This is a genomic window from Natrinema sp. 1APR25-10V2 (genome assembly GCF_031626495.1).
Lineage (GTDB): Archaea > Halobacteriota > Halobacteria > Halobacteriales > Natrialbaceae > Natrinema.
In genome coordinates, this window is sequence record NZ_JAMQOJ010000007.1 from 263,354 (window position 1) to 279,783 (window position 16,430).

The following is a 16,430-nucleotide window of genomic DNA, read 5'->3' on the forward strand; positions in this document are numbered from 1 at the left end:
AGTCGCTGCAATCGTCGCTTAGACGCGCTATAAGTATGGGCCGATCGGTCCGAGGGCTCAGTACCTTCCGACATCGCAATGGGATTTATCGCAGAAGTCCACCTGTCGCACGACGACTTGCCGCTGGTACCGACCATCGAACGTCGTTCCGGTACGACCCTCAGATACGAATACGGGACGACACACGACGAGCGACGCCTGCAGTTCGTTTCCGCGTTCGGCGACGACTACCCGGCGCTCGAGGCCGCGATGGCGTCAGATCCGACCGTTTCGGAGCCGACCCGCATCGCCACGTTCGACAACCGCGCGATCTACCGCGTCGTCGTCGACACTGATCTCGAGATCGTCCCCGCCAGGTGTGCCGACCGCGGGCTGTTCGTCTTCACGATCACGAGCGATGACGGCGGCTGGGTAGCGCGAGTTCACCTCCCGGATCGCGACGCGCTATCCGCGTTCCGGACGCACTGTCGCGACCGCGGGATTTCGTTTCGCGTCACCCAGTTGTACGACTCGTCGGTGTCGGACGACCAGACGTACTTCCTGACCGATCGACAGCACGAGATCCTCACGATGGCGTACTACGCCGGCTACTTTCAGGTCCCGCGGAACGCGACGCAGGACGACCTCGCCGACCGGCTCGACGTCTCCGATTCGGCAGTCTCCCAGCGGCTTCGCCGCGCCATCGCCGAACTGATCGCTGCGACGCTCGAGAACGATCGGTTGCCGGCCAAACGAAGATGACGCCGGACGGGATGCGATCCCCGTTCTCTGCGGGGCTGTTAGAACTGTTCGATCCCGACCATTACCGCGGAAACTGGAGCGGTGACCGACGAGAAGTAACCCCTGCGCTACCGGTCGAGAGAACGTGCCACTCGTATTGACCGGATTCGTCCGCTCAGGTTCGCAGGTATCCCAGGTCCGAACGGGACGATCGAGGCTCGCTCTTAAAAGCTTGCCATCCGAATCCATAGATACTGGACCTCCTCATTACTCAGAACGAATTGAATTTCAATGTCGGAACGAAGTGGTATGAAACACTCGAATCGAAGCGATTCTCGCGGTTCTCGGCCGGCCGATAGGGGAGGCAACCGGTCATCGGTCGACGACTCGTCTGCTGGAACGGGATCGAGACGCACGTTCTTACAGGGGACCGTCGCCGCGTGCGCCGTCGGCATGGGACTGACATCGACTGCAAGCGCGTCGTCGGAGCCGTACGGCCACTACTACGACGAGTATTCGACCGTCGTGGACGTGACCGAGGCGGGGGCGGACGACACCGGTGACGAACCGATAACGCCGGTTCTCGAAGACTTACGGGACGACGACACGCTGCTCGTGTTTCCCGAGGGGCGATATTACATGGACGAGCAGTTCCGATTCACCGGTTTCGATAACTTCGGACTCGTCGGGGAGAACGCGACGCTGGTACCGGCGAACTACTACGATTTCGCGGGACCACAGTATCGGCTCTTCCGCCTCGGCGTCTCGTACAGTCCGGGAAGTCGGATTCGCTTCGAGGGGTTCGACGTCGATCAGACGGCTCCTGAAACGGGGATCAGGACCATCGAAGCCTACGCCTCGGATCGGCTCGAGGTGCGGGACGTAACGATTCACGGCCAGCACGATAGCGGCACCTGGGGACCGGGAATGTTCAACATCACCGACTCGGACGGCACGGGGCTCGTCGATCAGTTCCGGGCCCCGGACGGCGGTGCGTGGATCAACAACACCCCCACCGCAGGCGACCGCTGGCGCGGACCGATCGGCATCGTGGCGAACCAAAACGAGGGGACCCTGAAGTTCAAACACTGCTGGCTCGGCGCGTTCCCGGACAACGGCCTCTACGCGGCCGACGGCAACGGGAAGATCATCGTCCAGGGCGGGCTCTATCGGAACAGCAACGGCGCGAACGTCCGCGTTGGCGGCCGAGAAAGCGAAATTCGATGGCCGACCGTCGAAATAGATTCGACGCGACCGGAAGACCGGTCCCAGCGCGGTATCAGGATCGAAAACGGTCGGGGCATCACGATCCACGGTGCCGCGGTGGAGATCTCGTCGCCGGAGCCGACCAGCCACGCGATTTCGGTGATGAATACCTGCGAAAGCGCACGGATCGAAAACACCCGCCTCGACCTGCAGGGCGACGACGTGAATCACGGGGTCGTCATCTCACCGGACTGCGGGGAGGCGACGATCGTCGATACGACGATCACCCACGAGACCGCGGGCGGCTACCCGTTCTGGATCCAGAACAGCGACAGGACCGATCGGATCCTCGCCGAACACCTCACGATTAGGGGGCAGGCGGGCGACGCTAGCGGCTTTCGTGACGGGGTCCGCTGCGAACGTAACAACTGCCGGTTCAGCAACGTCGACATCGCACAACCCGGGCGCAGCGGCGTCGAGCGGAACGCCATCGTCAACACGGCGAGCGATCTGACAATCTACGAGAGCGAACTCCGCGCCAGCCAATACCCGTACATCGACCTCGGTGCGAACGCGCTCGTTCGCGATTCGGCGCTCGAGTCCTCCGACGGTCAGGAGGCCGTCTGCCTCTATGCCTCGTCGACGAGTCCAACCTTCAAAAAGAACCGACTGGCCGCAGGGATCCGCGACCTCGGTGCCAGCGACGTCACGACCTGGGCGAACACGTACGAGTAACCGATCCCGTCCGACTGCCGCCCTCAAACCAGCTCTTCGTTCTCCGTTCGCGGATGCCCTTTTCATGCCGTTTAACACCCGTATAATAACGCCTCGCAGTTGTCTCCGTCTCGGTACAGTGAGTCTGCCGGATGGTGAACGACCGTCGGCGATGGAGTCCGTCGACCATCGGCTCGACCGTCACAGAGGGAAACCGTGAACAGGAGTATTGCGAGCGGCGTCGTCTCGGTCGTCAGCGCGAAAGTCGTCGTACTCGTCGTCACCGCCCTTTCGACGCCGTTACTGTACCGGTTCCTCGGCGCATCGGCGTTCGGCGAGTACGCGTTTCTGCTGTCGGTTTTCGCGATCTACATGATCTTCGTGAGCTCCGGCATCACCGACGGGGTCCGGAAGTTCCTCGCGGAGGACCGCGCCGCGGCGAACTGGAGCGAACACGTCGTCGGCTTCTACTTCCGGCTGGCGGTCCTCCTCTCCGTTCTCGGCGCGCTCTTGCTGGTACTGGCGACGTGGGTCGGTCTCGTCGGCCGTGCGTTCGGTGCCGAGCTGACGGGGTACTTCTACGTTCTCGCCGCACTCGTCGTCACGGCGCAGTTCCGCGATTACGCCCGCAAGACGCTCATGGGATTCGGCCTCGAGCGTTACTCGGAACCGCTGAAGATCGTCGACAAGGTCGGTTTCGTGGCGGTCGCGATACCGTTGACCTACGCCGGCGTCGGCGTCGCGGGTGCGCTCGCGGGCCATCTGGTCGCGAGTACGCTCGTCGCCGTCATCGGACTCGCGCTCGTCAACCGCCGGATCCCGCTCTCGAGTGCGCTTCGCCGCCCGCCGGCGCGGTTCCCCCGGACACAACTGCTCACGTTCAATTCGATGAGCATTGTGTTGGTGTTCCTGTTAATGTCGCTGTATCACATCGACATCGTCATGCTCCACCGGTTTCGGGCCGACGCGGCGGTCGGTAACTACCGGGCGGCGCTGACGCTCGCCGAGTTCCTCTGGTTCGTCCCGATGGCGATTCAGACGGTGTTCGTCCACTCGACGTCGGAGCTGTGGTCGCAGAACCGGTTCGGAGAGATTTCGGAGCTCGCATCTCGGACGACACGCTATACGTTCCTGCTGACCGCCATCATGGCGGTCGGGCTCGCGGCGCTGGCGGACGTCGCCGTCCCGATCTACTTCGGTGCCGAGGCCGAGCCGGCGATAACGCCCCTGCTGCTGTTGCTCCCGGGGGCGCTCGGGTTCTCGCTCGCGCGGCCGATCCTCGCGATTTCGCAGGGGGAGGGGACGCTCCGCTATCCGGTCGCCGCGACCGGCGTTGCGGCCGTGATCAATCTGGTACTCAACCTCCTCCTCATCCCACGGTACGGGATGAGCGGTGCGGCTGTCGCGACCAGCGTCGGCTACGGCTCGATGTTCGTCTGTCACTGCTGGAGCGCCCGCCGCGTCGGCTTCGACCCGCTCGCGGACGCACGGCTCGCGCGTGCGGTCCTGACGACCGTGCTCGCAGCCGTTCCGATCGTCGCCCTCGCTACGATGATCTCGGACCCGTGGCTCGCACTCACCGTCGTCCCACCCATTGGGTTCGTCATCTTCGTGACCTTCGCGCTGCTCGTCGGCGCGCTCGATCCGGCCGAGCCGTTCGAAGTGCTGTCGGCGTTTCCCGATCCGCTCGGCGCGAAGGCGGACACGATCCGCGATCGGCTCGCGAGCGACGGAAGCGATCCCGAGTCGCGTAACTTACTGCACAGCCTGTTGTTCGTCACCGGACTGTCGCTGTTCGTCTCCGGACTCGCATTGGGGATTCTCGGTTCCGGACTGTAGCGCGTCGTCGGCGAGTCGGTTGCAGCCGTCGTTTTTGTCCAGTCTCGAGCGTGGACAGCAGGGCGGTATCAGTGGCTGCAAAAAGAACGGGGGCGCTCGGAAGACTGGCCAGGGATCGGCTGATCCGGGCAACGCGAGGCTACTGCACCTGCGTCTCGAGGGATTCGCTCTCGGCCATATCGAACGTCATCGCGAACAGGAGGAGGGCAGTCCCGGCGACGAACAGGAGGAGACTCGTCGCTCCCCCGACGGCCGGCACGCCGGGGCTCGAAAGCGTGGCAGCCAGCGCCACGCCAGCGCCGAGAACGCCGGTCGCAGCCGTCGCGGCCCCGAAGAGGTACGCCAGCGCCAGCGGGTGAAAATCGAGTACGAGATACTTCGTTCGCAACCGCCACAGGAAGTTCCGGAGTAGCATCAGCGACACCTTCGGGACGTACTGCGAGTACGCGATGCTCGACTCCTCGTCGCCGTAGACGGCCGGCATCGCCACGTCGGCGACGCGCATTCCGCGGACGTTCAGCTTCACCAGTAGGTCGTTACAGTAGCCGTAGTACTCGTAGAGGTTCTCGACGTCGATCGCCGCGAGCGCGTCGTGAGAAATGGCAGTGTAGCCGTTCTGCGGATCCATCGTTTTCCAGTAGCCGGAGGCGATCTTCGTCAGGAACGACAGTATCGCGTTCCCGACGAACCGAAACCGCGGCATCGCCGCCCGGTACTCCCGGGAGCGGAGTCGGTTCCCTTTCGCGTAGTCGGCCTCGCCGTCGACGATGGGATCGAGGAGACGCGACATCTGCGAGAGGTCCATCTGGCCGTCCGCGTCGACGGTGACCGTCGCGTCCACGCCGTCCGCAAGCGCGGCGAGGTAGCCGGTCTTGATCGCGCCGCCGGCCCCGCGGTTCTCACGGTGCTCGATCGGGACGACCCGACCGACGGCGTCGCGGACCGTTGCACGGCTCGAGAGGGCGGTCGCCCCACCGTCTGTCACGAGCTGCCCGACGGACTCGTTCTCGTTCTCGTTCGCGTCCGCCCGTGCCGCCTCGAGGATTTCCTCGAGCGTGCCGTCCGTCGACCGGTCGTCGATCGCGTAGATCCGATCGACGTAGGACGGCATCTCGCGGATCACGTCGCCGACGAACCCCTCCTCGTTGTAGGCGGGCAGCACGACGCCGACGCTCGCGCCGCGGTACATCAGTCGCCCTCCGTGGCGGCTGTCGGCTCGAGGGCGACGCCGGCCGCGCTGACGTCGCTGATCGGAATCACGCTTCCCCCAGCAGATCGGTCGCGGTGACGACCGCGACGTTCCGGTCGTCGACGTACGCGAGCAGGTCCGCGAACGCCGCCTCGCTCATGCCTCCGTCGCCGACGCGTTCGAAGTGCAGGACGGCGAGTTGGCCGTAGTCGGCGGCGTAGTCGACGTACGTCTTCGCCACCTCACCGGCGTCGCCGGCGAAGAAGCCGACGTTGTACGGGTCCGTCAGCGGCAGTCCGTTCGGACCCCCGCCGAACCGGAACGCCTGCTCGTGGTACTTTTCGACGAGGTCGCGAGCGGTCGGGCCGAGCACGTTCCGCGGCGTGACGAAGTGCTTCGCGCCGTCCTCGAAGCCGCGACTCTCGAGGTAGGCCTTCGTCTGCCGGATCAGTCCCTCCTGTTTCGCGGGGGGGAACTCGTCGAGGAAGTTCGCGCCGGTTCGCGGCCGGGCCGCCATATCCCAGCCTGCGTCGTGGAGTTCGGAGAGTTCGTCGATCGTGAGCCTGCCGTCCTCGCCGACGGCTTCGGGAATGACCGCCTCGACGCCCGCGAAGCCGTACGACTGCATCCGCTCGAAGGCGGTCGTGCGATGGCTCTCGAGCGTGCCGTCGAACAGAAACACGATGGAGCCCGTCTCGGGCCGGTCGGCGACACGGAGGTCGTCGATCGAACAGTCGAGCGGCCCGGACGTGGTGCCCCGCCGGCGGGCAGTCACCTGAATCTGGCGGACGTCCGCCAGATCGGGCTGGCCCTCGATCCCGACGGTACCGAAGTCGACACGCGTCCATCGATCGTGCGGGCCGATCAACGTCCGCTCCAGGGTGGCGACGTTGCGCGAGTTCGGCGCGTACAGCTCGAGTTCGAGGTGAAGCTGCTCGCGGCCGGTAAACCGAACGGCGAGCGAGAGGCTCCGCCCGCGTAAGTCGAGGCCGTCGGTCACGGTGTAGGCGGCGGCGTACTCGGTTCCCGCGTCCGCCGCGAGGTGTGCCGACTGCGAGCCCGCGTACGGATCGTCCGTTTCGGCGCCGAGTTCGCCGGCGTCGATCATCGCGGTCCACTCCTCGAGGGAGTCGAAATCCTCGATCGAATCACCGGGCAGGGGCGGCAAGTCGTCGGCCTCGTCCCCGTTCGGCCGCGGTTGGGACCGGGCCGCGGCTGGCTCGTCGTCCCCACTGCCCCACTCGCGCACCTGCGAGAGACAGCCCCCCAGCCCGAGCGTCCCGGCCGTCGCGACCGTCGTTACGAACGATCGGCGGTTTCGCTTCGTCATCGACCGCGTCGACGAACCGTTCGATCTTTCTTATACAGTTATTAGCGCCGTTGTCGCTGCTCGAGGTGTCGCACGACCCTGGAGACGCCCGTCGACGATCGCTCGGGCCAGGCGGCCGGAGCCGTCGGCAGGCGGCGCTTACCCACGCGATAATAATCCGATCGCGACGGGAAGGCCGTGACATGACCCAGGTCAGCGTCATTATTCCGACGTACAACAGGGCGGAGACGCTCCCGCGCGCGATCGACAGCGCGCTCGCCCAGACGCTCGACGACCTCGAGGTGGTCGTCGTCGACGACGGCTCGACCGACGACACCGACTCGGTGCTGGCCGGTTACGAGGACCCGCGAGTTCGGCCAGTCACCCACGCGACCAATCGGGGCGCGAACGTCGCCCGGAACACCGGTATCGAGCGCGCACGAGGTGAATACGTCGCGTTCCTCGATTCGGACGATAGCTGGCACCCCGAGAAGCTCGAGCGCCAGCTGTCGGTCCTCGAGGAGCGTTCGAGCGACTGGGTGGGTGCCTACTGTGACTCAGCGTTCGATCTCTCCGGCACGAGCGGTCGACTCCGAACGACGGCCGCGTCGCTTCTCGCTCGTGGAGGCGACGAGCCGACGCGGGAGGGTGGCGAGGAGCTAATGGCCGAGATACTCGCGGACAACGTCCAACCGGGCGCGGGCTCGACGCTGCTCGTCCGGACGACCGTCGCTCGCGACGCCGGCGGCTTCGACGAGGACCTCGACCGGTTCCAGGATCCGGAGTTCTGCCTTCGCGTGCTCGAACACGGGAAGCTCGCCTACGTCGACGAGGTGCTCGTCCGCCGGGACGAAACCGGCTACCCACCGGCGGCCGTGATCGAGAACGCGAGCGAACAGTACCTCTCGGCGTACGAATCCGAGGTCGAGCGGTTCGAGGAATCGGGGTACGAGATCCGCTCGAGCCACGAACTCGTTATGGCGAAGCGATACCTCGCGGAGGGACGGTTTCTACGGGGGATTCGGCATCTGCGAGCGGCTGCGGTGTCGCCGCGGGCGTACCCCGGGCTCTGCTGGGTCGCCGGCGTTGGCGTGCGACGGCGCCCCCGTCCGATCGCCGGAACGCTGCTGTTCGTGCTCGTCGCGACCGTGCTCGGCCGGCGCGCACTTGCCCGGTAAGGCGAACCGGATCCCCGTCGATTATTTCTGATTCGGAACGATCGAAGGCGGCGAATTCTATCGACGCAGACCGTTGCGGCAGCGAAACGGTTCAGTTGCCGCCGGTTATCGAACCTGTAGTAAAACCGACTAACGCCGATGGGGCAGATGAAATGAGATGCGAGATACTGTCGCGACGATCAGTGTTGGCCGGGACAGCCGGGATGACACTCGCCGGTGCCGGTGCCACCGGCGTTGTCGGCGAATCGATAGACGGCGACGAGGGTCCCGTCTCCCGGGATTCGTTCGTCATCCGTGAGGGGACGGCCGAAGCAACGACAGTGTACGTCACGACCGCAGATGTGGCGGGGCCGACGGCTATCGTCGTCGGCGGCGTACACGGAAACGAGGTCGCGGGCTACAGGGCGGCGGGGCAGATCGCCGACTGGCCGATCGATGCCGGCAGGCTCGTCACGATTCCCGAGGCGAACGCCGCCGCGATCGAACGAGGAACCAGAAACGGCGGAGACGGGAGCGACCTCAATCGGCAGTTCCACGAGGGAGAAACACCGGAGACGGAACTCGCACGCGCCATCTGGGACGTGGTCAGGGAGTACGATCCCGATATCCTGATCGATTGCCACGAATCGACCGGGATCTACGCGGGGAACCCCGTCGACGGCGTCGGTCAGGCGATCTTTCATTCGGACGGTCAGGCAGCCACCGACGCGGCCGCCGACGCCGCCAACTACGTTACCAGAAACCACGTCGACGATCCCGACCTCGCGTTCCAGATAGGTCCGTTTTCCTCGCCCGACTCGGAGCCGGACGGACTCCTCGCCCACAAGGCCGCCCGCGATCTCGGTGCCGAGTCGTTCCTCGCGGAGACCCTGTCCGACGTGGCCCTCGAGACTCGCGTCCAGTGGCACACGACCATCGTCGACCGGCTCTTTCAGGACGAACTCCTGCTCAACGGCAGTCCGCCGCAGGAACCGGTCGACGAGGAGGCGGGGACCCAATCGGAAGCCGAAGGCGACGACGGTACCGAAGAAGCTGACAGCAAGGCGCCGACCGCGCGCCTGCAGGTGCTGCCGACGTGGACCGACGAGACGGCACTCGAGCCGGGGCAAGCGATCACGCTCGACGCGTCACGGTCGCGTGACCCGGACGGGGAGATCGTCCGGTATGAGTGGCGCGTCGGTGAGAACGGCGCGTTCGACGAGACCGGTGAGACGCTCGAGGTGACGATCGGGCCGAACGGCGACGGGGTGCATCCGGTCGCGTTGCGCGTCGTCGACGAGAGCGGTCGGACCGATACCGACGAAGTCACGCTCTCGACGAGCTGTTGAGACGAATCTACGGGGTATACGACCGACTGCTAGCGGCGAGAAACAGGTCGTCGGCGTTCCGAATCCGAATTCAACGATCGCTCGTCCGCAGCGACCAGAGGTCGTCGAACGTGATGACCTCGACGTCGGCGCTATCGATGTGCTCGAGTAGCGCCTCGTAGTCGGCCTCGGGCATCGTGTTCTCGGCCGAGAACGTGTGGAAGTTCAGAATGGTACACTGGTTGTGCGCTGCGGCGAGGTCGACGCTCCGCTTTGCGATCTCGAGGTCGTGACCGATCGTCCGCGGCAACGCCATCGGGTCGAAGCCGTAGACGCTGGTCGTGTTGACGTTGCCGGCCTGGTTAAAGCCGGCACAGTAGTGGTAGTTCGTCGCCAGTTCGAGGCTCGTCTTGTCGAAGCTGTTGTGCGGGTGGACGAGGTAGTTCGCGCCCTCGAACTCGTTTTCGATGTACCACCGTTTGTCCTGCTCGAGCCGCGCCTGGATGGTCGATTCGTCGTCGAGTTCGTGAATCGGATCGTGGGTCCCGTGGACGACGATCTGGTCGCCGGCGTCCTGGCGCTCCTGCAGTTCCGAGATCGACATCACGCCGTCCTGCCCCCGTTCGACCCACCGCGGCACCGGGGCCTGGACCGCCGGGAACCCGTACTCGTCGTGCATCGGCGCGGCCGTCTCGTAGTAGTCGAGCATCCCGTCGTCCCAACTCAACATGACGTACCCCTGATCGGCTGTCTCGTGCGTGCGTAGGTCGTCGATCCAGACCTCCGCCTCCGGCATGGAGTGGAGCACCTGAATCTCGAGTCGATCGAGGTGGTCCAGTGCGGGTTCGTACTCGCTTTGCTGGAAGACGCCCGGACTCGCTCGGAACCAGCCGATGTCGGGCTCTCGATACCGAATCTGCCGAAGGGAGTATATTTTGTCGCTCCCGAACTGGTCGACGATACGCAGGTTGACCGCGATGCTGTTGGGTGTCGACGTCCGAACCGCGAACGACAGATCCGTCTCCCGGAGATCTTCGCCTGCGAGGCTCCGTTCCGCGAAGATGTTTTCGCCCCCGTTCGACTGGAGCCGGAAGCTCTGTTCGCCGTCGAACACGACGTCCGTGTCCGCCTGGCCGGAGCCCTGAACGACGGTCCAGGGCTCGAGATCTGCGAAGTCGTCGAAGGACTCGCCCGGCTGGCGAAACCGTTCTCGGCTGTCGAACTCGGTTTCGAGCGGCGGAACGCCGTCGGCAAGCCCCGGCGTGGACGAGTCGTCCCCGTCTCCCGTTTCGTTCGACTCCCCATCGAGCTGGCCGGTCGCAGACTTGAGTCGCTCCGTACAGCCGGCCGTACCGGCGATTCCGGCCGCACCCGTCAGTGCGAGGAACCGCCGTCGCGTCGCGCGTTGCTGAGACATTGGCGAGCCGAAACTACCGACAGCGTTCCCATTATTATGGAGAGGGTAGTTCGAAACGGTGGGGTCCCGAAGCGGTGTGTGACGCCTGCTGCGGCACTTAACGGTTGCATAGTTATTGAACGAACCGACGAGGGAGACGACGGAGGCGTCCGTTCGGCGAACTCACGTCCGGGACGCGGCCGTTCCGACGCGAGTGGGCGGATGCCATCCACGACAGAGTCGTCGACGATGAACAGAGAACTATTCGGAGTATTCGGCGGTATCGACGCGTTCGAGCGGTTCAGATCCCGTGACGAGTTCGATTCGGTGTTTACCGGGTCGACCCTCACGGTCGGCATCACGGACCCCGACCTCGGAACCCCAGGCTGGACCACCGCCTACGCGGGCGACGACGGCTGCTGCCTGATCTGGGGTGAAGCGTACGTTCCCGGGGACGAGTCCAACGCCGCACGCTGGCTCCTCGAGTCGTACGAAGCAGACGGACTCGAGGCGCTGCGGAAACTCAACGGGTCGTATCTGGCAGTCCTCGACGCCGGGACGAACGGCGATGCGTTCGTCGCCACGGATCCGGTCCGCTCTCGGGAGTGTTTCTACACCGACGAACCCGGGGTTCGAGCGTTCGGTACCGATGCCGCCGCGATCGCCCGAACGGTTACAGACCCGACGCTTCACCGGGAGGCCATCCTCGAGTTTCTCCATCTGGGAGTCACGCTCGGCGAGAAGACGGCCGTCAGCGAACTCCATCGGCTGTCTCTCGATAGCAGACTCCTGCCCACGGCGACCGACGCGCTCGATCGGTTCGTCTACTCACCACGGGAGTTCGACGTCGTGGACGAACTCGCCGACCGACTCGAGCGGGCGCTCCAGCGCCGGTCGGTGCTGCCCGGTCGAAAGGGCGTCTTGCTCTCCGCGGGCTACGACTCGCGGATCATTCTCTCGCAGCTCGACGACATCGAGCGCAGTTATACGGTGGGCGAACCCAACGCGGCCGAGGTCCGCGGCGCGAAGCGCCTCGCCGACCAGTACGGGGCGAGCCACACGGCCTTCTCGCCGGACGAGCGCTATCTCCGCGTCGACGAGTCGAAGGTCCGACACTCACACGGCATCAAGGAATCGCTCCACATCCACCACGCCGGGTACGCGGACGAGATCGACATCGATACGATGTACCATGGCCTCCTCTGTGACACGTTCTTCCGCGGTCACTTCGCTGCACAGGAGACCATCGACGTCCTCGGCAAACGCATCCCGACCGGTCGGCTCGAGTCCGATCCGAACCCCGTTGAGGTGCTCTTAGAAAAGTTCGGCTACAGCCGTGCAGCCAGTCGTGAACTCGCCGATCGGACGTCGTTCGACGCGGATCCGAACACGTTCGTCAGGGAGGCGATCGCCGACGAGTTCGCCGCAAAGCGGTGGCGCGCGGACTCGGTTCAGAACGCCCTCACGTGCTGCGGAATCGCGAACCAGCCGTCGATGCCGTTCCACGATCACCTCTCGGATCGGTTCCTGACGTCGTTTCTGGCGACGGACCGCGAACTGATCGACTGGCACCTGCAGACCCCTCCAGAGTACCGAACGACGGATACCTTCCTCCGGGCGTGCCGGCAAATCGATGCCGATATCTTACGACACAGGCCGCCGGATCGGCCGTACGATACGACCGTTCTCAACGAAATCGAAGGATTTGTCCGCCGAAAAACGCCGTTCCTCACGTCGTTCGAACCCCCGTGGCCGGACCGCAAAACGCTCTTCGACCGGTACGACCTCGATCAACGCCTGCTGGGCGACGTAGAGCACCTCCACGGCCTGCCGGCCAGACACAAGCTCAGGCTCACCGACCTCCGCGGATGGCTCGAGAACTGGTCGGACACACAGGAGCGACCGCTTTCTTGGTTGCACCCACCGAAACCGGCTGTTGCATAGCGCACCCGGTTCGGTTCGGTCGATAATACGGTTCCTTGATGTCGGTTTGTTGGGACTATCACGAGCGGAAAATCGATCAAGGTCTATTTATTCCGTTTACCGTCGGTGAACCATGAGTATGCTTATATACCAATGGAGGTTAGCGCGGAATATGCGTCTGACGCCGTCCTGGTTACGTACTTCAGCGGACGGGTCCACGGAAGAGCCCTCCGGCGATTCACGGAATACATCGGGAGTGACGATGGTCTACGCTCCGGATGCCGGACCCTCGATAGACGATGGTGATGACGATGGGAGAGCAGCAACGTTCCTTCCAGAGTCCGACGCCGCTCTGCTGTCCGTCATCGACGAGCTGGACACACCCGTAACCGTTGACGAAATCGCCGATACGCTGATCGAACCGGCGCGCCCATCCATCGAAACGTGGGCGACCGTTCACGAACGACTCCACCGCGACCGACTCCCGGCCCTCGACGCGTCGGGGGCCATCGCGTTCGACGAAACACACGGCCTCGTCGAACGCACCGCTCACTCGAGCGACGGCGGTCGGTTCTCGGGTACGTTACTGGCGGCACTTTCCCTTGGATTTTTGCTCATCGCGATCGGACTCGTCTCGATTTCCGTGCTGATCGCCTGATCGTCGATCGACGACGACTGCTGCTCTCGTGTCACTGTCGGATCGTTCGAAAGTGGCGGCTGTCTTATAGTTGCCACGGAACGTCACTGCACACCCGATCGTACGACGGGAGCGCGGGTCGAAGCGAGCAGCGAGCGCGAGAACCGCGGATCGTGCGATCGGTGTGTACATTGGTCCAGTTGTTACTGTAGCTCAGTCGACTAGGCGGGACAGCGTCAGAACCGTAAAGAGGAACAGAATAACCGCGCTCAGGCCGATTCCGGAGAGGAAGGAAACGACCGGCAACTCGATCACCGCACCGAGCAGGATGGCATAACAGAGGACGATGGTGACGACGTAGTAGTCGTCCCACCCGCCGTCATCGGAGCGCTCCTGATCGGCCGATTCGGCTTCCGAATCCGTCTCGAGGTATTGATCGACGCGGTCGGCGGGCGGCTTTCGCTCGACGATACCGCGGTTTTGCTGGTACTCGATCAGCCCCGCGTTGTCGAGCTTCGAGAGATGTGACTGGTAGAGCGGGATGTAGACGCGCTGGCGCTGCGTCGACGTCAGCTCCTCGACGGTGGTATCGTGTTCCCACGCCGCGACCTGTTCCGCGACGTCGCGCATGCGTACGGGATCTTCAGTGCCCCGAAGATACCGAAGCACCATCCGACGGCGCTCGTTTTGCAGGAGATGAAAGATTTCGTCTTTCGAAAACGCCCCGTCCTCGGTGGCGCAATCAGCTTCGGTATCCTCGCCCTGAGCGTCGTCGTCGGACTCCTGCTCATCCTTTTCTTCCGGGCTGATATATTCCGCGTTCATTGCACAGTCTTCCCTATTCAGAGGGAGGTAATAAAGTATCGAAATCGTGTATTTCTTGATTACTCTTTTCACGTGCTTTCACAGATCTTGACCTCTCTTCAAGTGATTTTTAAACCCGAATATATAGCTTTTTAGGACTTCTATCGCCCATTTCTCGAATGGGGTAGGGTGGTAATTTCGGTAGTATGGCGTTCGAATACTTTGAACGCTAAATCCGAATTTCGATCCGTTCACGAATCCGTGACGGTCTCGTATCGACGGGTATCTCCGGCATCAAATTCGTTGTCGGGATCGTTATAGTTCGGCGTCAGACGGCCGTCGGACTGCCCCCCTCACAGGGGGCTTATCCTGGCGATAATTAACCACCGCTGGTGCCCAGTATCGACGGAATGAGCGACACCGACTGGTGGTTCTTCGACTTGGCGATCGTTATCGCAGCGACTGGCACGCTCACGTTCGGCCTTCTCTCCGGAGTTTCCGGCAGTGGGCGGATCGTACTCGCGATCCCTCTCGTCCTCTTTCTCCCGGGATATGCGCTCGTCTCTGCGCTGTTTCCGGACGAACCGAACGACGAGTATCGGTCGTTCGACGAGGAGAAAACCGGACTCGGCAACCCCCTCCTTGTCAGCGGTGGACTCGAGGCGATCGAACGAACGATACTATCAATCGTATTTAGTGTTTCGCTGGTTCCAGCGATCACCCTTTTGTCGACCGCAACCCCAGGGGGATTGGCGCTCGAACCGGTACTTTCCGGGCTCTCAGTTGTCACCGTTCTCCTCGCACTCATCGCGATCGGCGCTCGGTACCGCTGTTCGCCAGATAGACGCTTTGTGCCTGCACTTTCGTCGGTATCCCCGTTCTTCACACCGAAACGATTGAGCCCCTACCAACGAACGAGCGCCCAACCGTACAACGTGGCTATCGCGATCGGACTGGTCCTCTTAGTAGCAAGCGGGGGCTTCGCGATCGCGAATCCGCCCCAGCACGACGGATTCACCGAGGTATCGGTCGAAACGCGGAACGTCACCGGCGAGATCGAAACGATGTACAATGCGACCTATGCCGCGGGAGAATCCCAGCAGCTGACGCTGACGATCACGAATCAGGAACACGAAGAGCGACGCTATACGACTGTTGTATTGCTCCAGCGGGTCAACTACGACGGGGACGACGTGGCTGTCAACGAGTCCGCAGAACTAACCAGAAAGACAGCGACGGTTGCCGACGGGGACTCACACCGCCAGTCCCTCGATATCACGCCGACGATGCGAGGAGAAAACCTTCAGCTGGCAGTGTTGCTCTACGAGGGCGAACCGCCGGCCGAGCCGACCGTCGACGACGCCTATCGCGTCGTTCGCCTCCCGATCGAGGTGGCGTAGATGTGGCCGTGGGAGCACCTCGCCTTCGCGTACGTCCTCTACTCGCTGACGGCGAATGTGATCCTGCGACGGTCACCCTCGGCCCGCGAAACGGCTGCCGTCGCCATCGGCTCGCAGCTGCCGGATCTGATCGACAAACCCCTCGCCTGGACGCTCGGGCTCACGGAGACCGGCTACTCGGTCGGTCACTCGATCATCGTCGCGCCGATCATCTGCCTTGTAGTGTACGCGATGGCCGCTCAGCGAGGGGAGCGAGCGCTCGCCGGAGCGTTCTCGCTCGCACATCTCTCTCATCCGGCTGCCGACATCCTCAGCCGGCTACTCAGGGATGAAGCGGTCGATATCAGGATGGTCCTCTGGCCCGTCGCCTCGCCACCAGCAGGCACTGGCGGCGATTTCCTCGATCACGTCGTCCGGTACTTCCTCGGGTACGTCTATCTGGTCGTCACCGGCGGACTGACGCTGCAAGTCGCGTTCCAGACGCTGCTCGGTCTCGCCGTCCTGGCGCTCTGGCTGGCCGACGGTGCGCCGATCGTCTCGGACGGCTGGCGACTGTTGTCCGCCCGACGGCACCGATGAGCGACGCTCGAGCGCCGTAGAACCCCCGCCACGACTATCAGTTGTTCTCCTGTCCTCCTTCGTGACCGATCGACTCTCGAGCGATTGTGACGGCTCGAGTCGCCTCGTTTTGGCCACCCGCGCTCGTTCCGCCACCCACTTCGGGCCGCCCTTCACGAACGGATGGACGGGAACGCGAGGTGGCGTCGTAAACTCGCTCGCGACCGCACTGACGAGCGATCGTTCGACG

The 16,430-nt window shown here is 63.7% G+C and carries 13 protein-coding genes; 9 read left to right on the forward strand and 4 right to left on the reverse strand.

The genetic code is table 11. The annotated features are described in order from the left end of the window. Positions 1-78: 78 nt before the first annotated feature. The 3 genes from NDO75_RS21880 (at position 79) to NDO75_RS21890 (ending at position 4,479) form a co-directional block, all read left to right on the forward strand. Positions 79-741 (forward strand): helix-turn-helix domain-containing protein, encoded by a 663-nt coding sequence (locus NDO75_RS21880; protein WP_310908738.1) that lies wholly within the window; start codon positions 79-81, stop codon positions 739-741. A gap of 432 nt (positions 742-1,173) precedes the next feature. After that, complete coding sequence (locus tag NDO75_RS21885) at positions 1,174-2,661, forward strand: right-handed parallel beta-helix repeat-containing protein (RefSeq protein WP_310908739.1); 1,488 nt, start codon at positions 1,174-1,176, stop codon at positions 2,659-2,661. A 195-nt stretch (positions 2,662-2,856) separates the two neighbouring features. After that, a complete protein-coding gene (locus NDO75_RS21890; RefSeq protein WP_310908740.1) occupies positions 2,857-4,479 on the forward strand; it encodes a polysaccharide biosynthesis C-terminal domain-containing protein in 1,623 nt (540 codons plus the stop codon). Positions 4,480-4,618: 139 nt separating this feature from the next. Here NDO75_RS21890 and NDO75_RS21895 read toward each other — a convergent pair whose 3' ends face one another. After that, positions 4,619-5,668: a glycosyltransferase family 2 protein gene (locus NDO75_RS21895; protein WP_310908741.1), complete on the reverse strand. Its 1,050-nt coding sequence runs from the start codon at positions 5,666-5,668 to the stop codon at positions 4,619-4,621. Between the two features lie 67 nt (positions 5,669-5,735). Continuing rightward, positions 5,736-6,998, reverse strand: a complete 1,263-nt coding sequence (locus NDO75_RS21900; protein WP_310908742.1) for a hypothetical protein — start codon at positions 6,996-6,998, stop codon at positions 5,736-5,738. 182 nt (positions 6,999-7,180) lie between these two features. On the opposite strand from NDO75_RS21900, the gene NDO75_RS21905 reads away from it, so the two are divergent. After that, a complete protein-coding gene (locus NDO75_RS21905; RefSeq protein ID WP_310908743.1) occupies positions 7,181-8,155 on the forward strand; it encodes a glycosyltransferase in 975 nt (324 codons plus the stop codon). A gap of 152 nt (positions 8,156-8,307) precedes the next feature. Beyond that, a complete protein-coding gene (locus NDO75_RS21910; protein WP_310908744.1) occupies positions 8,308-9,483 on the forward strand; it encodes a PKD domain-containing protein in 1,176 nt (391 codons plus the stop codon). A gap of 70 nt (positions 9,484-9,553) precedes the next feature. On the opposite strand, the gene NDO75_RS21915 is transcribed toward NDO75_RS21910, so the two are convergent. Next, on the reverse strand, positions 9,554-10,879 hold the full coding sequence (locus NDO75_RS21915; protein ID WP_310908745.1) for a polysaccharide deacetylase family protein: 1,326 nt from the start codon (positions 10,877-10,879) through the stop codon (positions 9,554-9,556). Positions 10,880-11,107: 228 nt separating this feature from the next. On the opposite strand from NDO75_RS21915, the gene NDO75_RS21920 reads away from it, so the two are divergent. After that, positions 11,108-12,802, forward strand: a complete 1,695-nt coding sequence (locus tag NDO75_RS21920; RefSeq protein WP_310908833.1) for an asparagine synthase-related protein — start codon at positions 11,108-11,110, stop codon at positions 12,800-12,802. Positions 12,803-13,043: 241 nt separating this feature from the next. Beyond that, positions 13,044-13,439: a hypothetical protein gene (locus NDO75_RS21925; RefSeq protein ID WP_310908747.1), complete on the forward strand. Its 396-nt coding sequence runs from the start codon at positions 13,044-13,046 to the stop codon at positions 13,437-13,439. A 192-nt stretch (positions 13,440-13,631) separates the two neighbouring features. Here the strand turns inward: NDO75_RS21925 and NDO75_RS21930 are convergent, their stop codons facing one another. After that, a complete protein-coding gene (locus tag NDO75_RS21930) occupies positions 13,632-14,243 on the reverse strand; it encodes a hypothetical protein (protein WP_310908748.1) in 612 nt (203 codons plus the stop codon). Between the two features lie 389 nt (positions 14,244-14,632). On the opposite strand from NDO75_RS21930, the gene NDO75_RS21935 reads away from it, so the two are divergent. Next, complete coding sequence (locus tag NDO75_RS21935; protein WP_310908749.1) at positions 14,633-15,622, forward strand: DUF1616 domain-containing protein; 990 nt, start codon at positions 14,633-14,635, stop codon at positions 15,620-15,622. Continuing rightward, the gene (locus NDO75_RS21940) at positions 15,623-16,201 is read left to right on the forward strand and encodes a metal-dependent hydrolase (protein ID WP_310908750.1); all 579 of its coding nucleotides are present in this window, start codon (positions 15,623-15,625) and stop codon (positions 16,199-16,201) included. Positions 16,202-16,430: the final 229 nt, after the last annotated feature.

Excerpts from the sequence above, each read along its gene's own strand:
- NDO75_RS21880 (WP_310908738.1), top strand. The coding sequence starts at position 79 with ATGGGATTTATCGCAGAAGTCCACCTGTCGCACGACGACTTGCCGCTG.
- NDO75_RS21885 (WP_310908739.1), top strand. The coding sequence starts at position 1,174 with ATGGGACTGACATCGACTGCAAGCGCGTCGTCGGAGCCGTACGGCCAC.
- NDO75_RS21895 (WP_310908741.1), bottom strand. The coding sequence starts at position 5,668 with ATGTACCGCGGCGCGAGCGTCGGCGTCGTGCTGCCCGCCTACAACGAG.
- NDO75_RS21900 (WP_310908742.1), bottom strand. The coding sequence starts at position 6,998 with ATGACGAAGCGAAACCGCCGATCGTTCGTAACGACGGTCGCGACGGCC.
- NDO75_RS21905 (WP_310908743.1), top strand. The coding sequence starts at position 7,181 with ATGACCCAGGTCAGCGTCATTATTCCGACGTACAACAGGGCGGAGACG.
- NDO75_RS21910 (WP_310908744.1), top strand. The coding sequence starts at position 8,308 with ATGAGATGCGAGATACTGTCGCGACGATCAGTGTTGGCCGGGACAGCC.
- NDO75_RS21915 (WP_310908745.1), bottom strand. The coding sequence starts at position 10,879 with ATGTCTCAGCAACGCGCGACGCGACGGCGGTTCCTCGCACTGACGGGT.
- NDO75_RS21920 (WP_310908833.1), top strand. The coding sequence starts at position 11,108 with ATGAACAGAGAACTATTCGGAGTATTCGGCGGTATCGACGCGTTCGAG.
- NDO75_RS21925 (WP_310908747.1), top strand. The coding sequence starts at position 13,044 with ATGGTCTACGCTCCGGATGCCGGACCCTCGATAGACGATGGTGATGAC.
- NDO75_RS21930 (WP_310908748.1), bottom strand. The coding sequence starts at position 14,243 with ATGAACGCGGAATATATCAGCCCGGAAGAAAAGGATGAGCAGGAGTCC.
- NDO75_RS21935 (WP_310908749.1), top strand. The coding sequence starts at position 14,633 with ATGAGCGACACCGACTGGTGGTTCTTCGACTTGGCGATCGTTATCGCA.
- NDO75_RS21940 (WP_310908750.1), top strand. The coding sequence starts at position 15,623 with ATGTGGCCGTGGGAGCACCTCGCCTTCGCGTACGTCCTCTACTCGCTG.